18 protein-coding genes are annotated in these 23421 nt (G+C 73.8%); 5 read left to right on the forward strand and 13 right to left on the reverse strand.

The genetic code is table 11. The annotated features are described in order from the left end of the window. Positions 1-74: 74 nt before the first annotated feature. The 8 genes from CA12_RS11160 to CA12_RS22055 form a co-directional block, all read right to left on the reverse strand. Positions 75-947 (reverse strand): dihydroorotate dehydrogenase electron transfer subunit, encoded by an 873-nt coding sequence (locus tag CA12_RS11160; protein ID WP_145359024.1) that lies wholly within the window; start codon positions 945-947, stop codon positions 75-77. After that, positions 944-2026, reverse strand: coding sequence for a pseudouridine synthase (locus tag CA12_RS11165; RefSeq protein WP_145359025.1), 1083 nt, complete (start codon positions 2024-2026; stop codon positions 944-946). The genes CA12_RS11160 and CA12_RS11165 overlap by 4 nt, the downstream gene beginning before the upstream one ends. Continuing rightward, positions 2023-5166 (reverse strand): Ig-like domain-containing protein, encoded by a 3144-nt coding sequence (locus tag CA12_RS11170; protein ID WP_145359026.1) that lies wholly within the window; start codon positions 5164-5166, stop codon positions 2023-2025. Before CA12_RS11170 ends, CA12_RS11165 begins: the two co-directional genes overlap by 4 nt. A 52-nt stretch (positions 5167-5218) precedes the next feature. Next, positions 5219-7246: a vWA domain-containing protein gene (locus CA12_RS11175; RefSeq protein ID WP_145359027.1), complete on the reverse strand. Its 2028-nt coding sequence runs from the start codon at positions 7244-7246 to the stop codon at positions 5219-5221. Between the two features lie 4 nt (positions 7247-7250). Further along, complete coding sequence (locus CA12_RS11180; RefSeq protein ID WP_145359028.1) at positions 7251-8909, reverse strand: Gfo/Idh/MocA family protein; 1659 nt, start codon at positions 8907-8909, stop codon at positions 7251-7253. Between the two features lie 124 nt (positions 8910-9033). Beyond that, complete coding sequence (locus tag CA12_RS11185; RefSeq protein ID WP_145359029.1) at positions 9034-10458, reverse strand: hypothetical protein; 1425 nt, start codon at positions 10456-10458, stop codon at positions 9034-9036. A gap of 12 nt (positions 10459-10470) precedes the next feature. Then, positions 10471-11586: an FAD:protein FMN transferase gene (locus CA12_RS11190; protein WP_165700697.1), complete on the reverse strand. Its 1116-nt coding sequence runs from the start codon at positions 11584-11586 to the stop codon at positions 10471-10473. Positions 11587-11612: 26 nt separating this feature from the next. Next, positions 11613-11969: a hypothetical protein gene (locus CA12_RS22055; protein WP_165700698.1), complete on the reverse strand. Its 357-nt coding sequence runs from the start codon at positions 11967-11969 to the stop codon at positions 11613-11615. A gap of 68 nt (positions 11970-12037) precedes the next feature. On the opposite strand from CA12_RS22055, the gene CA12_RS11195 reads away from it, so the two are divergent. From CA12_RS11195 to CA12_RS11215, 5 genes are read left to right on the forward strand one after another with little or no spacing between them, the layout of a single operon-like run. Further along, entirely contained in the window at positions 12038-13033 is a 996-nt protein-coding gene (locus CA12_RS11195; RefSeq protein ID WP_207621953.1) for an AAA family ATPase, read from the forward strand. Continuing rightward, positions 13030-13512 carry a hypothetical protein gene (locus CA12_RS11200; protein WP_145359031.1) on the forward strand — a complete coding sequence of 161 codons (483 nt, stop codon included), beginning with the start codon at positions 13030-13032 and terminating at the stop codon, positions 13510-13512. Before CA12_RS11195 ends, CA12_RS11200 begins: the two co-directional genes overlap by 4 nt. Before the next feature lie 57 nt (positions 13513-13569). Then, on the forward strand, positions 13570-13989 hold the full coding sequence (locus CA12_RS11205) for a hypothetical protein (protein WP_145359032.1): 420 nt from the start codon (positions 13570-13572) through the stop codon (positions 13987-13989). A 47-nt stretch (positions 13990-14036) separates the two neighbouring features. Then, a complete protein-coding gene (locus tag CA12_RS11210; protein WP_145359033.1) occupies positions 14037-15179 on the forward strand; it encodes a DUF58 domain-containing protein in 1143 nt (380 codons plus the stop codon). Next, on the forward strand, positions 15176-17485 hold the full coding sequence (locus CA12_RS11215; protein ID WP_145359034.1) for a transglutaminase-like domain-containing protein: 2310 nt from the start codon (positions 15176-15178) through the stop codon (positions 17483-17485). The genes CA12_RS11210 and CA12_RS11215 overlap by 4 nt, the downstream gene beginning before the upstream one ends. On the opposite strand, the gene plsY is transcribed toward CA12_RS11215, so the two are convergent. The 5 genes from plsY to CA12_RS11240 form a co-directional block, all read right to left on the reverse strand. Further along, positions 17367-18152 (reverse strand): glycerol-3-phosphate 1-O-acyltransferase PlsY, encoded by a 786-nt coding sequence (gene plsY / locus CA12_RS11220; RefSeq protein WP_145359035.1) that lies wholly within the window; start codon positions 18150-18152, stop codon positions 17367-17369. The genes CA12_RS11215 and plsY overlap by 119 nt on opposite strands. A gap of 250 nt (positions 18153-18402) precedes the next feature. After that, positions 18403-19299, reverse strand: a complete 897-nt coding sequence (gene rfaP / locus CA12_RS11225; RefSeq protein ID WP_145359036.1) for a lipopolysaccharide core heptose(I) kinase RfaP — start codon at positions 19297-19299, stop codon at positions 18403-18405. Then, positions 19296-20534, reverse strand: a complete 1239-nt coding sequence (locus tag CA12_RS11230; RefSeq protein WP_145359037.1) for a glycosyltransferase family 4 protein — start codon at positions 20532-20534, stop codon at positions 19296-19298. The genes rfaP and CA12_RS11230 overlap by 4 nt, the downstream gene beginning before the upstream one ends. Before the next feature lie 119 nt (positions 20535-20653). Continuing rightward, positions 20654-21760 carry a lipopolysaccharide heptosyltransferase II gene (gene waaF / locus CA12_RS11235; RefSeq protein ID WP_145359038.1) on the reverse strand — a complete coding sequence of 369 codons (1107 nt, stop codon included), beginning with the start codon at positions 21758-21760 and terminating at the stop codon, positions 20654-20656. Beyond that, the gene (locus CA12_RS11240; RefSeq protein ID WP_242687851.1) at positions 21757-23364 is read right to left on the reverse strand and encodes a PfkB family carbohydrate kinase; all 1608 of its coding nucleotides are present in this window, start codon (positions 23362-23364) and stop codon (positions 21757-21759) included. Before CA12_RS11240 ends, waaF begins: the two co-directional genes overlap by 4 nt. Positions 23365-23421 lie beyond the last annotated feature (57 nt).

Consider the following 23421-nt stretch of genomic DNA (forward strand, 5'->3'; position numbering starts at 1 on the left):
AAGGAAGCGAACGCCGGCAGTGTGACGGGGGAGGGGGGCGAATCGCAAACCGCCGGCGGGCGGTCCGTCGAACGTCAGTCGAACGTGAGCACTTCGGCGGGGAAGACCGGGCCCTCCAGGCAACTGCGGCGGTAGTCCCAGCCGTCCGTCGAGTCCGCGTCCCGCACCTTCACCACGCAACTGAAGCAGGCCCCGAACCCGCAGGCCATGGGGCTCTCCAAACTGGCCCAGCAGGGCACGCCGGCCGCGGCGCACAGTTTGGCGACGGCCTTCATCATCGGCTCCGGCCCGCAGGTGTAGACCCGGGAGGGGCGCGGTTCCGCCGTCAGCCGGCGTTCCAACAACTCAGTAACGAACCCGTGATGTCCGGCGCTGCCGTCGTCCGTGGCGACCGAGACCGGGATGCCCCGCGACTCGAACTGTTCCGTCTCCGCGACGTACTCCTTGGAACGCGCGCCGTACAACAATTCGGGCGGATGAGCCGGGGCGGCGAAGCGACCGCGTTCGCCGTAGGCGACGGCGCCGAGGATCTCCCGCCCCGCGGCAAGGAACGGCGTCTGTCCGATGCCGCCGGCGACCATCAGCACGGGACCGGCGTCCGGCGCCGGCGGGCGGGGGAAACCGTTCCCCAGCGGCCCCCAGACTTCCACTTCGTCGCCGGCCCGCAACCCCGTCATGAGCCGGGTCATCTTGCCGACGACCAGGTAGCCGATCGAAAACGACGTGCGGTCCGATCCCACGTCGTACAGGGCGAACGGCCGGCCCAGCAGCGGGTCGTCGCGGCCCGGCAGCCTGAGCATCAGGAACTGCCCCGGCTCGATCCGGTCGGCGACGTCCGGCTGTTCCAGGACCAGGGCGTAGGTGTCCCGGGCGATCCGCTCCTGCAGGCCGACGGTCGCGGCGGTTTGCACCGCGTCCGCGTGGGGCATCACGGCGGGGCCGCTCATCGACGACCCCGGCCGCTGGGACGGGCGCCGCCGCGGAGGCCCCCGCCGTGGCCCTTCTTGTCCGGCGGACCGTAGCCGCCCGGCCCCTTGCCGGCGCCGCCCTTCCCGCCGAAACCGCCCTTCCCGCCGAAGCCCTTGGGCGGCTGGTTGCCCGGCCGCTTCGCCTTGGCGGATCGGCCGATCGCGTGGGGCGCCCGGTCGGCGTCCTCCGGCTTCAGGAGCTGGAGGGCCCGCACCTCTTCCCGGGTCAGCGGGCGAAACTTGCCGGGGGCCAGATCGCCCAGCTTCAGCGGGCCGAACTGGATCCGCTCGAGCTGCATCACCTTGTGTCCCACCCGCGCGAACAGCCGGCGGATCTCGCGGTTCCGGCCCTGGGCGAGCTCGACCTCGACCGTGGCGCTGCTGCCGTGCGTTTTGATCCGCTTGGCCGTGGTCAGGCGGAACAGCCCCTCCTCGAAGTGCAAACCCTTCCGCAGGTTCCGCAGCGTCTCCGGCGTCGGCACGCCGGCCACCTGCAAACGGTACTTGCGGATGACCCGGTTCCGCGGGTGGGCGAGCTTCTGGGTCAGTTCGCCGTCGTTGGTGACGATCAGCAGGCCGCGGCTGTGTTCGTCCAGGCGGCCGACGGTGAACAGCCGCGTGTCGCCCGCCTCCACCAGATCGACCGCCCGCGGCCGGCCGTGCGGGTCGCGGTTGGTGCACAGCACGCCGGCCGGCTTGTTCAGCAGGTAGTACTTGCGGGGGGCGACTTTCACCCGCTCCCCGTCCACGTGGACCTCCTGCTCGCCCGGCACGACCTTCGTGCCCAGTTCGGTAACGACCTTGTCCTCGATCGTCACCCGGCCGGCGGTGATCAGTTCCTCGCACTCGCGCCGGGCGCCGAAGCCCGCGGCGGCGAGGAAGCGTTGCAGCCGAATGCCTTCTTCCTCAACCTTCGGCGGCCCCGGCGTGGGCGGGGCCGGCACGACCGGCGGCGGAACCGGCCTGGCGGCGGAGGTCGCTTTGGCGGGGACGGAACCGGAAGACCCGCCGCCCGGGGAGCCGGCGCGGGGGTCGGCGGGGCGGGACGGGACGGTCACGGGAGAGAGTTCGACGGGGGGGAAACGGACGGGGACGCGGGAGGCGAAGATGACGAATCGGCCGTCTCGCCGAGGCGGGCGCGGTAGCGGGCGGTGAGGCCCGCGAAGCCCGGGGCGGCGGGGGCGTCCGCGGCGTCGGCCAGTCGCTCCCGCAATCGGGCCGGCAGGCGGCCCCAAGGAGCGTGCGGCCCGCTGGCGGGGGAGCCGGACGAACCACCGGTCCCGGACGAACCGCCCAGCCCCGCGGAGCCCCCCGCGGTTCCCGAGACGGCGGCCTCCTCCGTGCCCGCGTCCGGCAGTGTACCCGGCTCCGGCCCCGTCGGCGATGCGGCGGAGGGTTCGGGCGTCAGGGGGTCCGACGCCAAGGGTTCCGGCGCCGGGGACGCCGTCGCCCCGCCGCCCAGCGTCGCCAACAGGTCTAGCACGGCCTGCTGCCGCTCCGCGGCGGCGGCGGGGGCGCCGTCGGCCAAGCGGGCCGCCGCCTCCGTCGCTGGGTCGGCGATCGGCGCCTCGGCCGGCGCCGCCGCGGCGAGCGCCCGCTGCTCCGCGGCGAGGGCCGGCAGATCCGGGGCCTCCGCCAGCGTGCGGTCCCGCAGGAACCGCTGCCACCGGGCCAGCGCGTCGGCGTCGAGTCCCTCGGCGGAACTGTCCGGCGGCGATCCCTCCCCGGATTCAGTCGGCGGAGCGTCGTCGGGACCCCCGGCCAGCGCCTCCAACCGGGCCGCGGCTCGCTCGGCGAGGGGGAACAGGTCGCCCGCCTCCCGCCGGTCTTCCACGCCCGCCGCGACCGCCCGGGCCTCGTCCGCGGAGGCCCCCGCCGCCGCGGCGGTCACGGCGTCGGCCGAACCGGCGAACGCGGCAAGTTCGTCGGCGATCGCCGATTCCTCGTCCCCCACCTCCCGCAGCGCCCGCAGGGCGCGACGGCCCGTGAGCCCTTCGTCGATCATGCTTCGCAGCGCTGTCGCCGCGGCTCGCTGCCGGGCGGCGAGGGTCGTCAGCGCTTCCCTCCGGTCCGCCGGGTCGGCGGGAGAACTGTCGGAACCGGGAGCCTCGGCCGTGTCGTTCCAGCGGGCCAGAGCCTCCCGCTGGCGGGCGACGGCGTCGGCGAGTCGTCCCGCCGCCAACTCCCGGGCCGCGGTCCGCAGGGCCTCCGCCGCCGGCCCGTCGCGGAGCGTGCCCAGCGCGGTGGCGATCGTGCGTTGTTCCTCGGCCAGCTCGGCGGCGGTCTCTCCGCCGTCGCGGGCCGCGGCCGCCGTGCGCTCCGTCAGGGTGAGCTGCTCCTCTCGCAACGCTTCGGCCGTCTCGGCCCCCGCGGCGTCGGCGAGCGCCTCCCCCAGCCGGCCGGCGCTCGCGGCGAGCTCGTCCGACAACTCCTTCGCCGCGGCCCCCGCCTCGCCCCCCCGCAGCGCCGTTCGCAGGCGGTCGGCGGCGAGGCGGATCGTCGGCAGGGCTTCCCGTTCCTCCCGCTCCGCCGCGGCCAGCCGCGGGCCGGCCGGGACGGCGTTGCGGTTCGCCTCCGCGACCGCGTCCCGCACCGGGGCGGCGAAGTCGGTTTCCAGGCGGTCCAGCGTCCGCCGCACCTCCGCCGGGTCGACGGGGGTTCCCTCCGCCAGCCGCGTCCGCAAGTCGGCGGCGGCGTCGGCGGCCCGCCGCAGGGCGGCGGCGGGCGGGGGGACGGCCGCCTCCAGTTCGTCCCGCTTCTCCTCCGGCGAGACCACCCGCACCGTCCGTGGCGGCGTCTCCGTGCGTTGCCCGCGGGCGTCGGTCGCGGCGGCGGCCACCGTGAACTCATCGCCCGGCGCCAACTCGACGGGGGGGGAGAGCTCGACGGTCGCCGTGACGGTGGACGCCGCGCCGGATTCGGCTGTCTGCAGCACTTCTCCCCTCGCGGACAGTTCCAGCCGCAGGGCGGGGCGGTCGTCGTCGGCCTGCGCCTCGATCGAGGTGGTTCCGCTCGGCGTGACCGTGGCGCCCTCTGCGGGGCGGGCGAGGGCGACGCGGGGGGGGACGTCCTGCCGGACCCGCAGCGTGAACAGCGGTCGCGGCGCGGCGTCGTCGGTCGGGGCGGGGGCGAACGGCCGCTCGCGGGGGGCGAGGGCGACGCCCACCGGCCAATCGCCGGGCCGCAGGCGGCGGAGGAGCCAGCGGTCGCCGTCGCGGCGGACCTCGGGCCCGCCGGCCGGCGTAACGACGCGCACGTCCGCCGGCGGAGCCGCGACGATCCCGACCGCCACCCGATCGGCCGGTTCGACCGAGACGGTCGTCGGCGTGCGGAACGTCTTCTGCGGACGCCCCGGCGGTTCGACGACGACCTGAAAGCCGGCGACCGCCGGGGCCGCGATCGGCCGCAGGGTGAGCAGGGCGGAGCGGAACCCGTCCGCGGAGGCCGCGACCGTGACCGGCGCCGCGGCGACCGCGACGCGGACGACGCCGGGCTCCAACGGCGTGAGCGTCGCCCCGGCGACCCGCCAGCGGACGGCGCCGATCGAGCGGTCGCCGGGGGCGACGGCCTGGATCGTCGTCTCCGTGCCCGCGGCGAGGGGAATCTCCAGCCGGCCCCGCGGCACGAGCCGCCCGCCGACCTCCAGCCGCAGCGGTTCCAATCCCGCCGTGCCGGTGAGGCGGGCGGCGGCGGCGGTGGCGGTCGACGGGTCCGCCGCGAGCCACGCCCCGACCAGCGTTCCGCAGAGCAGCAGCGCCGCGAGCGCCCCCCGCAGCCGGCCGCGGCGGGGGGCGGGCGGGACGAACGCCGCGGCCCCCAGCAGGCGCTCCCCCAGCAGGCGCTCCCGCAGCGGGCCGGCCGCGGCGGTCGGGGAGGACAGCGCCGCCGCCAGTCGGTCGTTCCCCCCGGCGAGCCGGTCGGCCGCGGCGGCGAGGGAGGCCCGGTCCGGCCGTCGGAGCAGCGGGCCGCCCAGCCACCGCAGCGCCGCCGCGACCGTCAGCCCGGCGAGGGCCCAGCGGGCGGTCCGCAGCTCCTTCGGATCGAACCCGCCGCCGAACGCGTCCGCCGCCGCCACGGCCAGCGTCGCCAGTCCGACGACCGCCGCCGTCTTCGCCAGTCCGGCGACCAGCGCCGCCCGCCTCAGCCGGCGCCCGGCGGCGTCCAGGGCGGCTAGCGGGTCCGGGGCGGGCGCCGTCACGACGGGTTCAGGGGACCGGTTCAGGAGGACGGGGGGAGCGGCGGAACGGCCATCATACGCCGCCCCCGCGGCGGCGGAGGAGCCACTCGCCGCACAGCAGCCCCGCAATCAGCAGGGCCGGCCAGGCGGTTTCGGCCGGACGCTCCGTCGTCGCGGCGGCGGGGAGGCGGGGGGGCGAGGGGAGAAATCGCGGGGCGCCGGCGGCGTCGGCCAGCGGGAGGAACCGTCCCCCGGAACGTTCGGCGGCCCGCTGCAGATCGGCCCGATCCGGCGAGGGCCGCGCCCCTTCCGCGGGCGGGGCCGTCACCGTCAGCTCCGCCGCCCCGCCGGCCGCCGCGCCGACGGCCGCGGCCCCCACGGGCGAGAGGCGGAAGCGGCCCGGGGGCAGGTTCTCGATCGTCACGGAGCCGTCGGCGGTCAGCGGCAGCGAGCGCGTCACGCCCGGCCCCTCGATCCGCACCGCCGTCGCCCCCGAGCCTTCCGCGAAGACCCGGGCGACGCCGCCGGCCTCGACGGTCGTCGGTTCCACACGCAGGGCCGGCGTCTCCTCCGGGGCCGCCGCGGCAAGGCGGACGGCGGCGAGCCAGAAGCGGCGGTGCACGTCCTCGGCGGCGTTGCTTCCCTCCGTCGCTTCGCCCCGCCAGCGCCAGGTCTGCGGGGAGAGAATCGTGAGTTGCGCTCCCCGGCCGGTCCGCCGCAGCGTGATCAGCGGCGCCCCGCCGGCGGTCGCCAGCGTGGCGGCGGCGGGGTCGGGGGGCGCGTCGGGCGGGGCGCCGAAGATCGGCGGCGGGGCCGCGGCGAACAGGCCCAGCCGCCACCCGGCCGCGGTGGGCACGACCGCCGTCGGCTCCATGAACGCCCGCTCGGCCGGCGGTCCGGCGGGCGCCGTCGTCACCACGATCCGCCCGCCGCTCGTGGCGGACGCGAACGGCAGGCCGCCGCCCTCGTCCGCGGCTCCGACCACGATCCGCACGTCGAACGCCTCGCCGTCCGGCGGGCGGGGGGCGTCGCCGACGGCGGCGGTCAGGTCGACGGTCGGTTCCCGCTCCAACAGGGATTGCAGGAACCGCACCTCGTGCCGCGGGCGATCGGCAAGGAGCAGGACGCGGGTCGTGCCGCCGGGCACGTCGATCGTCAGCGAGCCGCCGGCGTCGGGGATCGGCTCGCCACGGACGCTCAGCGTGAGGCCGTAGGTGCGGGGGCCGGCTGCCGGGGGGACGACGGTCGCGGCGAAAGTCGCCCCGCCGTTCGGCCCGACGGTCGCCGGGCCGGCGGCAGCGGCGGAGCCGTCGGTTCGGTCCGTCAGCGTGGCGGTGAACCGCGGGGGCGGGGCGGGGGTGCCGTCGGCGAAGGTCCAGCGGGCGGCGATCTCCACCGGCTCCCCCGGGCCGAGCGGCCGGGTTGCCGTGAGGGCGGCCAGCCGCGGGGTGCCCAGCGGGTCCGGCTCGCCGGCGCCGACGATCAGCAGCCGCACACCGGCATCCCGGGCGGCGTCCGCGGCGGCGGAGAGCCGGCCGGCCGGGCCGACCGTCGAGCGGCCGTCCGTCACCACCACCAGCGCCCCAGCCCGCCGCACCGCCGGTTCCCCCAGCGCCGCCCGCACCGCGGCGGCGGGGTCGGTCGCCGCACGATCGAGGGCGACCGCGGCGACGCCCTCCAGCGGGGCCGGCGGGGCGAGGGAGGCGGCGAAAGGACGAACCGACAGCGGCCGCCCCTCCTCCCAGCGGCGGAGCACGGCGAGGGCGGCGTCGAGGCGGCCTTCGGCGTCGGGTCCGGCGTCGCCGACGGTCATACTCTCTGAGACGTCCAGCAGCACGGGGAGCGGGACCGGCTCCGGGTCGCCCTCGCGGCGTCGCTCCGGCCCCAGTGCCAGCAGGGCGACGACGGCCACCGCCGCGAGGCGGAGCAGCACGACGGCGAGGCGTCGCCCCCGGCCGCCCGGCGGCGGGTTCCACCACAAACCGAACGCCGCGCAGCAAACCGCCGCGAGCAAGACGCCCGCGGCGGTCAGGGGATCGGCGGACCAGCTCCACCCGTCGAACAGGCCCCCGGAGGTCGGGGTCAACGGGGGGAACGCCACCGGATCAGGCCGTTTTCTTCAGCTCGTCCGGCACCGAGGGAGCGGCTTTACGGTTGGGCTCGCCGATCTTGCCGCCGGAGGCCTCCCGCACCTTGGCGGCGAGTTCGGGGACGCTCTTCTCCGGGACTTCGGGGCTCTGCCAGTCGAACCAGCTTTGCTCGAAGGGGATGCGGATGCCGTACCGCATCGCCATGTTGGCGGTGTGGGCCATGATGGCGTCGGCCATGGCGATCTCGCCGTTGCAGCGGAGGCCGCCCTTGGCGGGGGCGACCGGCTCGCCGCCGGGGTAATAGTCGCCGTCCTGCTCGCGGATCATGTAGCAGAAGTGCTCCATCTCCTCCTTGTAGCCGCGGGAGATCTCGGACGGCATGGTGCTCGCCGCGGAACTGCCGGCGGCGCTGGGGGCGGTGGTTTCGTAGCTGTCGAGGGCCGGGCCGCCGGCCTCGCCGGCGTTGACCACCCACAGCCGCTGGTCCGGCCCGCCGCCGCCGGTCGGGCCTGCTTCCTTATAGAGGAGGGCTTCCTTCTCGGCCTTCATGATCAGCGTGCCGCGGGAGCCGTAGACGAGTTCGCCGTAGGGCTCGAAGCGATTCGTGGTGATCGAACTGTAGGTGACCACGCAGCGGTCGTCGGAGTCCCGGTCGAAGTGCTTTCCGGGGAATTCGAAGGTGGTGAAGATCTGGTCGAAGATCTCGCGGTCGTCGACCCATTTGTCCTTCGGGCCGACGCCTTCGATCCCGTAGAAGTTCGTCCCGCCGTAGCCGGAGACGGCGACTGGGTGCACCTTGCCGAGGAAGATGCTGGCGGCGTCCATCTGGTGGGAGCCGAGTTCGCCCATCAACCCGCCGCCGGTCTCGTCGTACAGGCGCCAGTTAATGAGGTGGTCCAGGTCCTCGTAGCCGTAGCGCTCGGTCTTGCCGTCAAGGACGAGGTCCTCCTTGGGCCAGGTCTTCTTCGGCTGACGCCAGGCGTCGCGGCCGGGGAAGGAGCTGTTCCGGTGCCACTGGGCCCGGATGTACTTGATGTCGCCCAGCAGGCCCTGCTGAACGAGGTGGTTGGCGTTGTCGTACAGCACGGAATAGTGCCGCTGGTGACCGACGGCCAGCAGTTTGTTCGCCTTGCGGGCGGCGGCGATCATCGCCTTGCACTCGCCGACGGTCTTCGCCATCAGCTTTTCGCACAGCACGTGCTTGCCGGCCTCGAGGCACTTAATCGCCAGCGGGGCGTGCATGTTCAACGGCACGGCGATCACGACCGCTTCAATCTCCGGCCGCTTCTCCAGCATCTGGTCGACGGTGTCGTAGGCCTTGATCGTCGAGGCGACCTCGGGGCCCAGCTTCTTCCGCAGGCCGACGCGGTGCTCGTTGCCGTCGCCCTCGAACACCCGCTTTTGGTTGGAGGGGCGGGCGTCGGCGACCGCGACGATCTCCATATATTCGGGCGGGTGCTCCGTGATGAGGATGTTCCCCTCGTCGCCGACGCCGATAAACCCGACCTTCACCGCGTCGCCCTTCAGCTTGCTATAGCCGAAGTAAGCGGCGCCCAGCCCGCCGGCGGCGGCGGCGCCGCCGGCGACGAACTCCCGCCGCGTCATCGTCTCGGCGCCGACCGCCTCGTAGAAGTTGTCGTTACCGATTTTTTCCTGTTCAGGAGTGAGGTGCATGGCGGGGCGGCTCGGTGGGGGCGGGGGGCGTACGGGGATTCTACGCGGAATCGATTCGCTTTGATGGAACCGTTTCGGCGGGGCGACGTTCACGCGGCGGCGGGAACGCGGACGCGGGGCAGAGTCAGGAGCGGGAGACGGAGTAGGTGTCCCGCGCGGCGGCCGGCGGGGCGGATTTCTCGGCGACGGCGGTCGAGGACGGGGGGGCGGCCTTCGCCGCGGCGACCCGCTGCTTACGGCCGACCCAGCGGTTCCAGAGCCCGTGCAGCAGCCCGTCGACGCCGAACCAGCGGCCGGTCGGCAGGGCGGCGAGGGCGAACAGGGCCATCACCTCGATCAGGTTCTTGTTGACCACCAGGGCGTGGTCCGGCCCCGGGGCCTCGACGACCCCCGGCCACGGCGGCCAAGCAAGGTAGAAGCCGAGCACCATCAGACCCGCCATCGCCGCGGAGAAGCGGGTCAGAAAGCCGATCAGCAGCAGCGTGCCCAGCGTGCACAGGCCGGTGATCGTCAGCGTGTCCGCAATCCGGACCGTATCCCACGGCTGCGGGATCGCCCCCTTGGCCCGCTGCTCCGGCGTGAGCAGCTTGTACATGTCGTTCGTCAGTTGGGCGTCCAGCGACTTCACCGGGCCGACGAGGGCCCGCTTCAACTCCTGGATCTCGCCGTAGAGGGTCTCGGCGTGCTCCCGCTCGAAGTCCGTTTCGGCGCTGGCCCGGGCGTTTTCGTACTCGGCCAGCAGGACGCTGTAATAGCTGTCGATCGGCGTGTAATCGTCGCCGAACGTGCCTTTGAAGTTACTGAACACCACGCGGGGCGCTTCGGGATCGAGTCGGGTGGCGACGTCCAACCGCTCCCGGTAGCTGAGGTTCGTGGCCCGCTGGTAGACCCGCTCGATCGCCTGGGTGTACTGCTTGGCGAGTTCCCAGTTGGTGTAGTTCTCCCCCTCGTTCATCTCCGGCGGCTTCCGCTCGGCGCCGGTGTCGTCGTAGAGCGTCGACTCCACCAGGGCCAGCAATTTCAGCTTCTCGTCCGCCGTGAGGTGCCGCCGGCCGTCGACGATGATCCGCTGCGTCTGCGGATTGAACTCGACGAAATCCGCCAGTTCCTTGGGCACTTTCACGCCCTCGGGGAACTCCGCGAGTTCCGCCCGGAAGTCGGCCGGGCCGACGAACAACTCGTCGAGACGGCGCTTCTGGGCGTCGGAGAGGTCGTAGTGCGTGACGAACCGGCGGTAGCGGTCGTTCCAGCGGTCGTTGACGGCGTCGTAGTCGAGCCAGGTGAGGTCGTCCGGGTCGCCGGTCATTCCGCGGAACAGGTCGCGGAAGGGGCCCTGGGCGTTCTTGAGGTAGCCCTCGCTGGTCCAAGGCGTGGTCGTGTCGAGGGTGGCGACCTTCCAGAAGCCCTCGTAGGCCAGCTGCCAGCCGATGAACAGCCGCAGCGTGACGAGCAGCACGCAGGCGATTACGGCGATGCGGCGGGGGTCCGCGGCCGCGCCGGTCCGACGGGCGGAATCGGCGGGCGGGGCGGGGTGACGGTCGGGATTCACGGAGATCACGCTTCAGTCCACGCGCAGGACGGCGGCCGGGTCGAGGAACAGAGAACCCGGGTCGACGTTGCGAATCGTGACCGGGAGCAGCCCGCCCTTGGGGGGAGCCACCAGTATACCCCCGAACGCCGGGTTCGCATCAAGGAACGCCGTCGCAGCCGGCAACCCCAGCACGAACAGCGCGGTTGCGAGGGCGTCGGCGTCTGCGGCGCCGGTTCCCGAGGAGAGCGGGGCGAAGGCCACGACGCTCAGCAGCCCGCCGGGCCGGTCGGGGTCCGCCGGCCAGCCGGTGCGGGGGTCGAGGAGGTGCCCCAGCCGCCGGCCCTGATGCCGGTAAAACTGCACGTTCGAGCCGCTGGTCGCCATCGCCCGGTCCTGCAGCACGACCGTGCCTAGCCGCCGCGTCGTGCGATGCGGGTCGCCCAAACCGATTGGCCAGCCATCGGATTCGTGGTGCGGTCCTCGCGCCAGCACGCTGCTCCGCCCGCCGTGCAGCAGGAAGGCGGAGACCTCCTGTTCGATCAGGTGCGCCGCCGCCCGGTCCAACGCGTACCCCTTGCCGATCCCGCCGAGATCGATCCGCGACCCCTCTCCCAGCCGGACGGAACGGGTCTCGGGATGAAGCGAGAGCCGGTCCGTCCCGCAGCGCTCCGCCGCCCGGGCGGCGTCGGCTTCGTCGAGGATGCGATTCTCCGCCCGGGCCGCCCGCCACGCCGCCACCAGCGACCCGGCCAGCGGGGTGAACGCCCCGTCGGTGCGCTCGGCCAACTCCTTCGCCCGGGTCAGCAGTTCGAACAGCCCCGGCTCCACGTCGTCGGCGGCGCCGGCGTCGTTCAGCCGGCTGACCTCGCTGTCCGGCCGGTAGACGGACAGTTGCCCCTCCAGTTCGTGCACGATCGCCAACGCGTCGCCGGCGTGCATGACGGCGCTGCGGTCGCCGGGGTTCAGGGCGCAGGCGAACTCGCAGGCCATCGACCGCTGGGAAATGCGGACGCTCGACCCGGCCGCCGGCGGGGGAGGAGCGGCGTCGACTCCGCCGGCCACGGCGTCCGCGAGGGCGTCGACGGCGACGTCGCGGGCGGCGACGCCGGTGAGAAAGGCGCGACGGTTGGGAGTCGGGCTCGGCACGCGGCCAGTATAGGCCGGTCGAGAGGTCAGCCGATCCGCCAGACGCCGGCCGCCCAGCTGATGAGTCGGACGGCGCCCAGCGCCGCCGGAGCCGCAATGGCCCCGCCTGCCCAAGCTCCTCCGAAGGACACCGCCAGCGGATGCCACAGGGCCAGCCGGCGTGAGGCGAACCGTTCGACGGCCGTCGCCCCCGCCGCTCCTGCAACGAGGCCCGCCGGCAGTGCTGCAGCCAGCATCCCTTCTAGGGAATCCTGTCCCCATTGACCGGCCAGGAGGACCTGCCAGTGAATGACCGCCGCGGCGCTCGCCCAGCCCGTCGGGCCGCCGAACAGCGTCCCCACCATGTGAAACAGATCGGTGTGCTGATGAGGGTCGGCGGGCATGGTCGATCTCGGGCGGCGTTTGCGGGGCGGTGACTTCGCTTTCCCCTTCCGTTACCTAGACTCCGGGCGTGACTGACGCGACCGCCGCCCTTCCGCATCGGTCGAACGGCCGGGCCCCCGATTTCACCGCCCCCGCCCGCCGGCCGCAAATTGAGCGGCTGCGGGCGAACCTGGCCGGGGTGATCCTCGGCAAGCCGGAGGCGATCGACCTGCTGCTCACCGCCCTCCTGGCCGGCGGCAGCGTGCTGATGGAGGACGTGCCGGGCGTCGGCAAGACGACCCTCGCCAAGGCCCTCGCCAAGAGCCTCTCGCTGGACTTCCACCGGGTGCAGTTCACCCCGGACCTGCTGCCGGCGGATATCCTCGGCGGGAACGTGTTCAACCCGGCGGACGGCTCGCTGACGTTCCGGCCCGGGCCGATCTTCTGCAACGTGCTGCTGGCCGACGAAATCAACCGGGCCAGCCCCCGCACCCAGTCGGCGTTGCTGGAAGCGATGGCCGAGGGGCAGGCGACGGTGGAAGGAAAAGGCCGCCCGCTGCCGGCGCCCTTCTTCGTGCTGGCGACCCAGAACCCGGCGGACTTCCACGGCACCTTCCCGCTGCCCGAAGCCCAGTTGGACCGGTTCCTCGTCCGGCTCACGCTGGACTACCCGGCCGCCGACGCGGAGATCGACATGCTGTTCGACCAGGCCCGCGTGCACCCGCTGGAGACGGTCGAACCGGTGCTCAACGGCGAGGACCTGCTCCGCATGCAGGCCGCCGTGCGGGCCGTCGCGGTGGAGCGACCGGTGGCGGCCTACGTGGTGGAGGTCTGCCGGCGGACGCGCCAGGAGAAGCGGCTGGACCTGGGCGCCAGCCCCCGCGGTTCGCTGATGCTGTTCCGGGCCGCCCAGGCCGCCGCCTATCTCGCCGGCCGCGACTTCGTCCGCCCGGACGACGTGCAGCGGGTCGCCACCGCCGTGCTGGCCCACCGCTGCATGCTCAGCGGCGAAGCGAAGTTCAGCGGCACCAAGAAAGCGGACGTGCTGCGGGAAGCCATCGCCGCCGTCCCGGTGCCGGCGTGAGCGCCCGTCCGGATGCCTTAGACGATGATCCCGACCGGGCCGGGGCGATCGAGGCGCTGATTCTGGAGGGGCTGTACCAGAGCGAAGGCGACGACCCCGAACTTCAGAGGCCTGATGCCGCGAACGGTCACCGCACGGTGGGGATTCTGGATGCAGTCCTACTCCACCAAATCGGGACGACCGGCTTGATGATCGTTAGTCTTGTCATCTTCGCTCCCCCGCCTGCGGGCGGCTGGGGGGCAATGTGGGGAAAGGCACAGGCGAGGCCAGACATGGTCGGGCTTTTCTTCGGTTTCGGAGCGTTCGCGGGGGGGCTCATTGCCGCGGCAATGCTCGTCGGCGCCCGTGGGGCCGGATTTCGGGTCGGATGGATTGGTCAGCCGCCGTTGTTTTGTAGCTTCCTCCTTGCCGGCGTGTCGCTGACTGCATTGTTCGTCGTCTCGTACGGAATCGGGTGGGCCATTGTGCTGCTGACGTAAAATCGCCGGGAACCGTGCTCTCCCGCCGAATTGTTCATCCGCTCTCCGAGGCGACCGATGCACTGGCTCCGCAAGCTGGCGACCTGGGCGGCGAGCCTGTTCGCCCCCCACCCCCCGGCCGTCGCTGTCCCGCCGCCCCCGCCGCTCCGGTGGGACGGCGTGCCGGAGGCGTTTCACTACCTCCGCGCGGCGGTCGAGGCCTGCGGCGAGACCCGCGTCGCCCATTTCGATCACACGCTCGGCCGGCACGTGCCGCCGATTGAGCGACTGACCGAGGAGCAACTGGATCTCATCGGGGCGGCCCGGACCGAGTCGCGGCGCCGCGGCGACCGGGCCGAGATCGAACAGTGGTGCGCCCCGCCGGAACGACCGCGGCCGTCCATTCACAGAACGATGTGGGCGGTGCAGGGGATGCTGTTCCTGTTCGATCAGGTGGACGACGAACGGCACCGGCGGTCCGGCGACGGCCGGCTGTGAACGGGGAACGGGCGCCGGGTCCGTCCGGCGGCGTAAACTCCTCCACGATGCTCGCTCTTCTCCGCCTGCCGAAGGTCGTTTACGACTACTTTCAGCGGCAGTGGCGGAACGAACTGACGGTCTGCGGCAAGGCCCTCGTTTGGTGCATCGCCCTGTCGGGCATCGGCACCGTCAGCGTGCAGATGCCGCTCTATCAGGCGTTCTGCGCCCTCGTCATGCTGCTGGCGGTCGCCAGCGGGGCCTGTTCGCTGTTGCGGCCGAAGGTGACGATGGACGTGCTCCTGCCGGAGCGGGCCACCGCCGGCTCGCCGGTCGTCGGCCGGGCGACGCTGACGAACCGCCGCCGCGTTCCGGCCTTCGACGTCTGCGTCGGGTTCTACGATCTGCCGAACGAGTTCGCCCCCACCGCGGAGACCGTCGCCGTGCCCTATCTGCCGGGCAAGGGCACGGCCGAGGCTTCTTTCACCCTGCGGCCGCGGTGGCGGGGGCGGTACGAACTTCCGCCGCTGCGGGCCTGGAGCACCTTTCCCTTTCACATAGGCCGCGGCGGCGGACGGACGGGGCAGGCGATCGGGTCGCTGCTGGTCCGGCCGCGGTTCCATCCGCTCGATCGGCTCCCCCTGCCGGCCGGCGGCGGGCGGGGCGGGAACGGGGGCGAGTCCGGACAGCGGGAGGGCCACAGCGCCGAGTACCTCGGCAATCGCGACCTGGTGCCCGGGGAACTGGGCGTGCGGCTGGACGCCCGCGCCTGGGCCCGCACCGGCCGGCCGGTCGTGCGGCAGTATCGGGAGGAACGCCCCGCCGGCGTGGCGGTCGTGTTCGATCCGAGATGTTCCCCGGACGCCCCGCCGGAGCGGTTTGAAGCGGCCGTCAGCCGGGCCGCGGCGGTCTGCGAGGCGGTGGGGCGGAACGGCGGGGACCTCGTGCTGTTCGCCGCCGGGGCGGAGGTGTGTCGCTTTCGCGGAGGCACCGGCCGGGCGGCGCTGGAGACGGCGTTGGACGCCCTCGCCGTCGTCGAACCCGCCGACCCGCGGAGCGATCCCTTCGCCGGGCCGGCGCTGTGGGCCGGGTTGGACGAGGTCGCCGCGGTGGCCCTGATCGCCTCGGACGACGCCGCCCCCGGAGCGCTCGCCGCCCGCTTGGGGGCCGGCGGGCGGACGGTGATCTCCACGCCCGGGGGGCCCGCATGAGTGCGCAAGGTTCCGCACCCCCGCCGCCGGGGCCGCGGCGGGTGACGCTGGCGGCGATGATCCTGTTGCAGGCGGCGCTGTTCGCGGCGCTCAGCCGCACCCTGTTGCTGCCGGCGGGGGTGGCGATCGCCGCCGTGCTGGGGGCGTTGCCGCGGGAGCGGGCGGCGATCTCCCGGGCCCGGTTCCTGCTGATCGTCGGCGGGATCGGCGCCGCCTGCCTCGCCCTCTGGCGGGTCCTGCCGCACTACCGGCCGGAGGCGGACATGGACCCCGCCGTCGGGGCGCTGGGGCACGCGTTGGGCCAGTGGGCGCTGGCCGGGCAGGCACTCTGCCTGTTCCTCGACTGGGGTCGGGAACGCTCCCGCGACGGCGAATCGGGCCTGCCCACGATGCCCGCCGGCCTGCCCGCGGCGGGGGTGGTTGTGCTGCTGAGCGCGGGCGACATCCGGGCCTCCGACGCCGAGCGCGGGGCCTTCTTGGCGGCCGCGGTGCTGTTCGCCCTGCTGTGCGGCGCGTACTTCAGCGTCGGCAACCCCGCGGGCGGGTTCGGGCTGTTCCGGCGCGGCCCCGTCGGCCGGGCTGATCTGGGTCGGCCCGGCCGGTGGCCGCGGCGGGCGGCGCTGCTGGCGGTGGTCGTCGCCGTCGCCGGGCTCACCTGGGGGGCGAGCCTCACGCTGCGGCGGTACGAGCGGACGATGGACCGGGTCGTGCGTCAGTTCCTCCAGCCGGAACCGCTGACGGTCGCGACCGGCTACGGCGGGGAGGCCCGGTTGGGCGACGTGCGGGAGCGCCAGCAGTTCGCCTCCCGCACCGTCGCCCTGCGGTGCTACGCCCCGACGCAGCCCGGCTATCTACGCGGCCGGGCCTACTACACCCTGGCGGCCAAACCGGAGGGCACCCGCTGGGTCGGCGGGGAGGAGGAGTCGCGGCAGCGGTCCGCCGGGGGCGTCGCCGCCCCGCTGGCCCGCCGCGGACGACCGCTGAGCGAGTCGGCGGAGCGGTTCCTGTTCGACTTCACCCGCCCCCCGCCGGCCGGCGGGGAGCCGCCGCTGGGGGAGGGGGCTTCGTTCCTCGCCGACGGGTTTGTCACCGACGGGACCGCCCCCTCCGCGGCGCCCGGCCGGGGCGGGGTGGAGGTCTGGCCGGCACAGGACTTCCGCGGGGCGGCGTTCGTCCCGCCGAACACCGTGCGGTTCCTCGGACCGGAGGCGATCCTCGACGCCGACGAATACGGCCTGACCCTCACCACCTCCGCCGCCCAGCCGCACTACGCCGCCACCACCGAACCCGGCCCCAATCAGGAGGTCCGCGAGGCCCCTCCGGTCTGGAAACGGGTCGCCGTGGCCCTGGACCCGACGGACGACCGGCTCACCGCGGTCCCCCCGCTGCTGGCGGAGGACCCGGACGTCCAGGCCGTCGCCGAGCGGGCCTTCGCCGGGAGCCGGTCGACGGCGGGGGACATCGCGGCGGTGGAGAACTATTTTCGTCGGAACTACGAGTACCGCCTCGGCGCCGCGATCGGCAGCACGGGGAACCCGGTGCGGGAGTTCCTCGTCCGTCGGCCGGCGGCTCATTGCGAGTACTTCGCTACCGCCGCGGTCGTGCTGTTGCGGATGCGAGGGGTGCCGGCCCGATATGCGACGGGATTCGTCGTGGCGGAGTCGAACCCCGTCGGCGGCTACTGGCTGGCCCGCAACGAGGACGCCCACGCCTGGTGCGAGGCCTGGGACCCGAACCGCGGCTGGGTGGTGGTCGAGGCGACGCCCCCCGCCGGCGTGCCCGGCTCGGGCGGGGGGGCGAACCTGTTCGGCCAGTTGTGGGACGCCGCCGCCGCGGCGTTGGTGCGGTGGCGGCAGCTTTGGACGGAACGCGGCTGGAACTGGCTGCTGGGCGCCCTCGGCGGCTGGCTGGCGACGGGACCGGGATTGCTGTTGGCGCTGACGATCGCCGGTCTGGCCGTCTGGCGGGTGCGGCGGGCGCTGCTGGTTCGACGCACCGAAGACCCCGCACGACGTCGGGTGCGCACGCTGCTCCGCCGGGCCGACCGCCGCCTGGCCCGTCGCGGCCTGACGCGCGCCCCGGCCGAGTCCCTGCACGCCTTCGCGGACCGCGTCGCGGAGAGGCTGAACGAACCCGCCTGGGGTCCGTGGTACGGCGGGCTGGCGGACCTGCTCTACCGCCCGGGCCTCACCGCGGCGACCGCGGAGCGGGCGGGGCGTGTCCCTCAGCCGCCGCTGCCGCCTCGATCGTCCCCGCTTCGCCGTCGCCGGCAGGCGGCGCGCTCCCCGGAGTCGCAGCCGGTTTGAGAGAGTCGGCCGGCTTGAGGTCCTGACCGCCCCAGCGGTTCTCCTCGCCCCGCAGCATCCGGGCGAAGTTGCCGGCGTGTCGGGCGGTGATGAGGACGGCCGTCAGCAGGGCGAACCCGGCGAGATGCCAGCGGGCCGGGGCGAAATGGTCCGGCCGCACCAGCAGGCAATCGACGCCGCACGTGATCGCGAAGGCCCACGCCGCCACGGTCGAGGCCAGCGCCACCAGTCGGGTCGTCTTCACGACCAGCAGAAACGACGCCGCCCCGACCAGCAGCCCCGGCCAGTGCAGCGCCGCGGCGACGCCCAGCCCGGTCGCCACGCCCTTGCCGCCCCGGAACTTCAGCCAGACCGGGAAGACGTGCCCCAGCACCGCCGCCGCCCCGCAGACCACCGCCAACCGCCGCCACGCCTCGCCGCCGTCCGTCAACGCCTCGCCGGTCAGTAGTCGGGGGAGAATCAGCGCCGGTACGGCCCCCTTCAGGGCGTCCAGCAGGAGGATGAAGGCCCCCCACCGCTTGCCGACGACCCGGGCGGCGTTCGTCGCCCCGGGGTTCCCGCTGCCGACCGTCCGCAGGTCCACCCCGGCGACCCACCGCACGATCAGCAGCGCCCAGGGCACGCTGCCGGAGAGATACGACAGACCGGCGGCGAGGGCGTACTCCATGCGTCGGAGTCTGGCAGAAGCCGCCCCGAGCTTCACGCCGCCGGCCGGCCGATGTTTTCCCCCCTCTCCCTCGAGGGAGAGGGGCCGGGGGTGAGGGTGAGCGAACGGTTTGCACGCCCTGGCTCATGCAGTAGCCACCCTGCCGACGGGAGAGCGGGCGGCCGGTGAAAGAGGTTCGTGAGTCACAGCCCCTCTCACCCCCAGCCCCTCTCCCCCAAAAAGGGAGCGAGGGGAGCACGAACGGCCGGCACTACAAATCGTTCCGCCGTGTGTGGCGGCCGATCGCCCGCGCCTTCTTCCGCACGCGTCGCACGAGGTCCCGGTCCTCCGCCGCCAGCGGGCGGCCGAGGTAGGCGCGCAGGAACCGCACCTGATCGCTGCGGGGGACGCCTCCGGCGCTGTAGTAGATCTGGGCGAGATCCTTGATCCGCCAGCGGTCCGGCAGCGTCGCGTGGCAACGCACGCGGCCGAGGTCGATGATCGACGGCACGCCCGGCGCCCCGGCCCCCCGCGTCACTTTCGCCGGCAGGAGCCAGTGGCAGAGGTAGAGGTCCTGGTGGTGCATCCCCGCGTCGTGCAGGCGGCGGGCGAGGCGGGCCACCTCGGCGACCAGCGCCCGTCGTTGGATCGTCGTTTCCGGGGTGCGGTCGTCGCGGCGGTCGGCGAGCCAGTGGTCGACCCGTTCGCGGTCCTCCAGCGACTCGGTCATCACGAACGACCGCCGGTTGCCGACCGGGCCGGTCTCGCCGAACGCGACGGGCGTCATCGTGGGCAGGCCGACTTCATGGAACCGCAGCATCGCGTCCCACTCAGGCCGGGCGCCCAGCACCGGCTTCGTCAGGCGGAACAGGGGTTTGACGTACTCCGAGAGCGGGTCCCGGCCGTGCCGTTTGATGTAGAACGCCCGCCCGCCGACCGGATCGCCGACAGTCGCGTCGAACTCGAACCGGGCCGTCACCCGCTGTTTAACGTGCCGGGCGACCTCCGTCGGCTCCAGCCGATCGAACGCGGCGCAGGTCGTCAGGTTCTGTTCCCGCAGCCAGTCGGCGAAGGCGACGTTGACCGTCAGCCGGCCGTCGTCCCAGCGCTCGGTGACGATCGTTTGCGGGGCCGGCGTGGTGGCGGTCGGGGCGTCGGCGGGCGTCATGCCGCCCTCCGGTTCGACTCCGCGTCGCCGGCGCGCGGTTCGCCGTCGGGCCGCGGCAGGGCGGCGAGCGTTTCCTGCAACCGCCGCTTGAGGTCGTGCCGCTGGGCATCGGCGGCGGCGGCCTCGCTCATGCGGCGCCGCAGGTCGGGGCCGTCGATCAGCCGGGCGATGCGGTCGGCGAGGGCCTCCGTCGCCCAGGGGGAGTCGATCACGAAGCCGTCCACGCCCTCCGTCAGCAACTCGCCGGCGCCGTTCTGGCGGGTGGTGACGACCGGCAGCCCGGCGACCTGCGCCTCGGCGACGACCAACGCCCCGGGGTCGTAGAACGTGGGAAACGCCAGCAGCTCGCAGCCGGCGTAGGCGTCCCGCGGGTCGGAGACCGGCCCGATCCAGCGGACCCGGTCGGCAATGCCCAGCCGTTCGGCGATCGCTTCGTAGCACCCCGTCTTCGGACTGCCGCAGACGACCAGGGCCGCCGTCGGCCGGGACGGGGCCAGCTGGGCGAACGCCTGCAACAGCGGTTCGAGTCCCTTCAACGCATAGTTCCAGGCGATGAACAGGGCGGCGACGTCGCTCTCCGCCAGCTTTGCTCGCTGGCGGAAGCGGGCGCGACGCTCCGCCGTCTCGGCGGGCGTGGGCGGTTCGTCCGGCAGGCGGATGCCGTTGGGCACCACGGCGATGCGGTCGGCCGGCACGCCATGGAACCGGCGAAAGTGTTCCGCGACCATCGCGCTGGGGGCGATCACGAACGGCCCGACCTCACCCCCCGGCTCGCCCGGCCGGTTCCCGCCGAAGGCCTGCCGGTCGATCCAGCGGTAGCCGATCTGCGTGGGGTTGAGCCGCTTGCCGAGGCTCCACCACGCCCGCCGCAGCGGGGAGCGGAACCGGGCCCGGTTGTACTCCAGCGTGCCGGGGTGGGCGCCGGCGACGGCGATCAACACGTCTTGGGCGTAGGTCTTGTTAAAGCCGATCGTCAGATCGAAGTCCCCGGCCCGCACCGCGGCCGCGGCGGCCTGTGCGAAGCGGACCGCCCGCAACCAGCGCACCCGGCCCAGCGGGCCGAGCGACAGCAGTTCGACCCGCACGCCCGGCGGCAGATCGAGCCCGCCGGCCTTGCGGGCGAAGATGGCGACCTCGTGTCCCGCGTCGTGCATCACCCGGGCGAACATCGCCACGGTGCTCTCCGCCCCGCCGAACCCGGAGCCGACCTTCTCGATGGTCAACGCGATCTTCACGGAGGTCCGCAGCGGAGCGAAATGAGGCGGTCTTCCACCCACCCGACGCGTCCGCGAGGCCGCCGGAAACCGTTCGGCTAACGCCCTCGCTGACGCGTCGGGTTGGTGGTGAGTGGTCGTCAGGCGGCGCGGCGGGCGAGCGGCGGGGCCGCCGACGCCGTCGTCGAGCCGGCCGACAGGGCCTCCCGCACCGCGGCGAAGACGCGGTCCGGCGAGAGTTCCTGCATGCACTTGTGGTGCCCCAGCGGACAGGTCCGCTGCTGGCAGGGGCCGCAGTCCACGGGCAACTGGAGGTGCGTGGCGTTCGGGTGGAACGTCTCGCTCCAGGCGATGTGCGTGGGGCCAAACAGGGTGACGGCCGGCGTGCCCAGCGGGCCGGCGAAGTGCCGGGGGCCGCTGTCGGTCGTCACCAGCAGGTCGGCGGCCCGCACGGCGGCCTTGGTCAGCCCGATCGAGAGCTTGCGGTCGCCTTCCGCGGAGACCCCAACGCTGACCACCCGCGGGTCGTCGGCGAGGGCGGCGATCTCCGCGGCGATCGGGCGTTCGCTCGGCCCGCACAGCGCCAGCACAGCCCGGCCCTGCGTGGCGGCGATGCGGCGGGCCAGGTCGGCGAAGTGGGCCGTCGGCCAGTGCTTCGCCGCTCCGAAGGCGCCGCCGGGGTTCAGGGCGACGAATCCGTCGCGCAACACCGGGTAGTCGTGGAGCACCGCCGCGAACGCCGCCTCGTCGGCCGGTTGGACGGCGAGTTCGGTGCGAGTGCCGGGGTCGTCACAGCCGGCGGCCTTGGCGAGCTTGTTGTAGGAGAGCAGCGTGGGCGAGGGCGTGGAGCGGTCGCCCATCGCCACCGGGTCGGTCAGCAGCCAGCGGCGGCCGTCGCGGTCGAAGCCCAGCGTCCGCCGGGCCCCGGCCACCCGGGCGATCGCCGCGGACCGCAGCGAGTTGGGGAACAGCACCGCCAGATCGGCCCGGTTCCGCCGCAGCGAGCGGGAGGCCCGCCACGCCGCCCGCTTGGCCTTCGGCAGGGCGACGATCTCGTCCGCCAACCCCGTCCCGGCCAGCACGTCGCCCACCGGGGGCCGGCAGACGGCGACGACGCGGGCGTCGGCGAAGCGGGCGCGCAAGGCCCGCAGGGCGGGGGTCGCCATCACGGCGTCGCCCACCCAGTTCGGCAGGAACGCGGCGAGCGTGTGAACGTTTTTCGGTTGCAGGGGGCCGCGGGCGATCATGCCGCCCTCCGCATCAACACGGTGTCGCCGTTCGAGTCGGCGGACGATTTGCCGTCCGCCGCATGATCGTTCGCGGCCTTGTCGCCTGCCGTCTCGGCGCCCGGGGCGCTGGGGGTTTTGCCGCTACGGATGCGCTCGACGATCTGGGTGGTGCTCCAGCCTTCCAGCACGCCCAGCGGGCGGACGGAGCCGCCGTAGTCTTCGACCACCTCCCGCCCGACGATTTCGTCGACGGAGTAGGTCCCGCCCTTCACCAGCACGTCCGGCCGCAGGATGCGGAGCAGGCGGTGCGGGGTGGCGTCCGGCATCGGCACGACGTAATCGACGGACCGCAACGCGGCGAGCATCGCGATTCGCTGTTCCTCCGGCACCAGCGGCCGGTCGGAACCCTTGCCGAGGCCGCGGACGGAGGAATCCGTATTCACCGCGACCACCAGTACGTCCCCCTGGGCGCTGGCCTCCTCCAGCGAGGCGACGTGCCCCGCGTGGAGCAGGTCGAAACAGCCGTTGGTGAACACGACTGTCTGCCCGGAGGACTGACGCCGGCTCAGCAGGTCGGCGAGGGCGTCCACGTCTTCCACGATCCGCCCGGCGCCGCCGCGGCCGCCGGAGAGCAGGTCGGCGACGATCTCGTCCCGCGTGACGGGGGCGCAACCCACCTTTTCAACTTCGATCCCGCCGGCGACGTTCGCCAGTCGGGCCTGATCCTCGGGGGAGAGCCCTTCGGCGGCGGCGAGGCCGATCACGGCCAGCACCACGTCGCCGGCCCCGGTGATGTCCGCGACGCCCCGGCGGCGGGTCGGGTGGCAACTGGTCGTCAACTCGCCCGCTTCGTCCCGCTTCGCCAGCACGATGCCGTCGCTGTCGATCGTGACGAAGCAGTGCTCCAGGTCGAGTTCCGCGACGAGCTTCTTCCCGGCGGCCTCGGCGTCGGCGACCGTTTCGATCTGCTTGCCGACGGCCCGGCCGGTTTCGGTCCGGTTGGGAGTGACGGCGGTCGCCCCGCGGAAGCGGGAGCAGTCCCCGTTGCCCGGCGGGTCGGCCAGCACCGGCAATCCGGCCTGCTTCGCGGCGGCGATCACGCCCTCGCAGACCCGCGGGGTCAGCACGCCCTTGCCGTAGTCGCTCAGCAGCACCGCGGCGACGGTGGGGAGCAGTTGTTCGATCCGCTTCAGCAGGGCGTCTTCGACCTGCGGGCTGAGGGCGTCGCGGACCTCGCGGTCCACCCGCAGCATCTGGTGCGGATGCCGGTGGTGCGCCCGGCCGAGGAACCGCTCCTTGACGGTGGTCGGCCGGCCGTGGTCGGCGATCAATCCGCCGGTCGCCACGCCGGCGGCTTCCAGTTCGCCCCGGCAGGCCCGGCCGTCGGCGTCGTCGCCGATCACCCCGGCGACCACCGGCTGAGCGCCCAGCCCGGCGAGCATGTTGGCGACGTTCGCCGCCCCGCCCAGCCGTACTTCACGCTTGGATTCCCGCAGCAGAATGACGGGGGCCTCCTGGGAGACCCGCTCCGCCTCGCCCCAGATGTAGCGGTCGAGAATCACGTCCCCGACCACCAGCACCCGCGGGCGGCCGAGGTTGCGGACGGTGTCGGCCAGCTTCACGGGGAAATGGGTGGGTTGGGCGCGGACGGGCCGTGCGGCAGGGGAACCGACGGCGGA

This window comes from Alienimonas californiensis, from assembly GCF_007743815.1.
Taxonomy (GTDB): domain Bacteria; phylum Planctomycetota; class Planctomycetia; order Planctomycetales; family Planctomycetaceae; genus Alienimonas; species Alienimonas californiensis.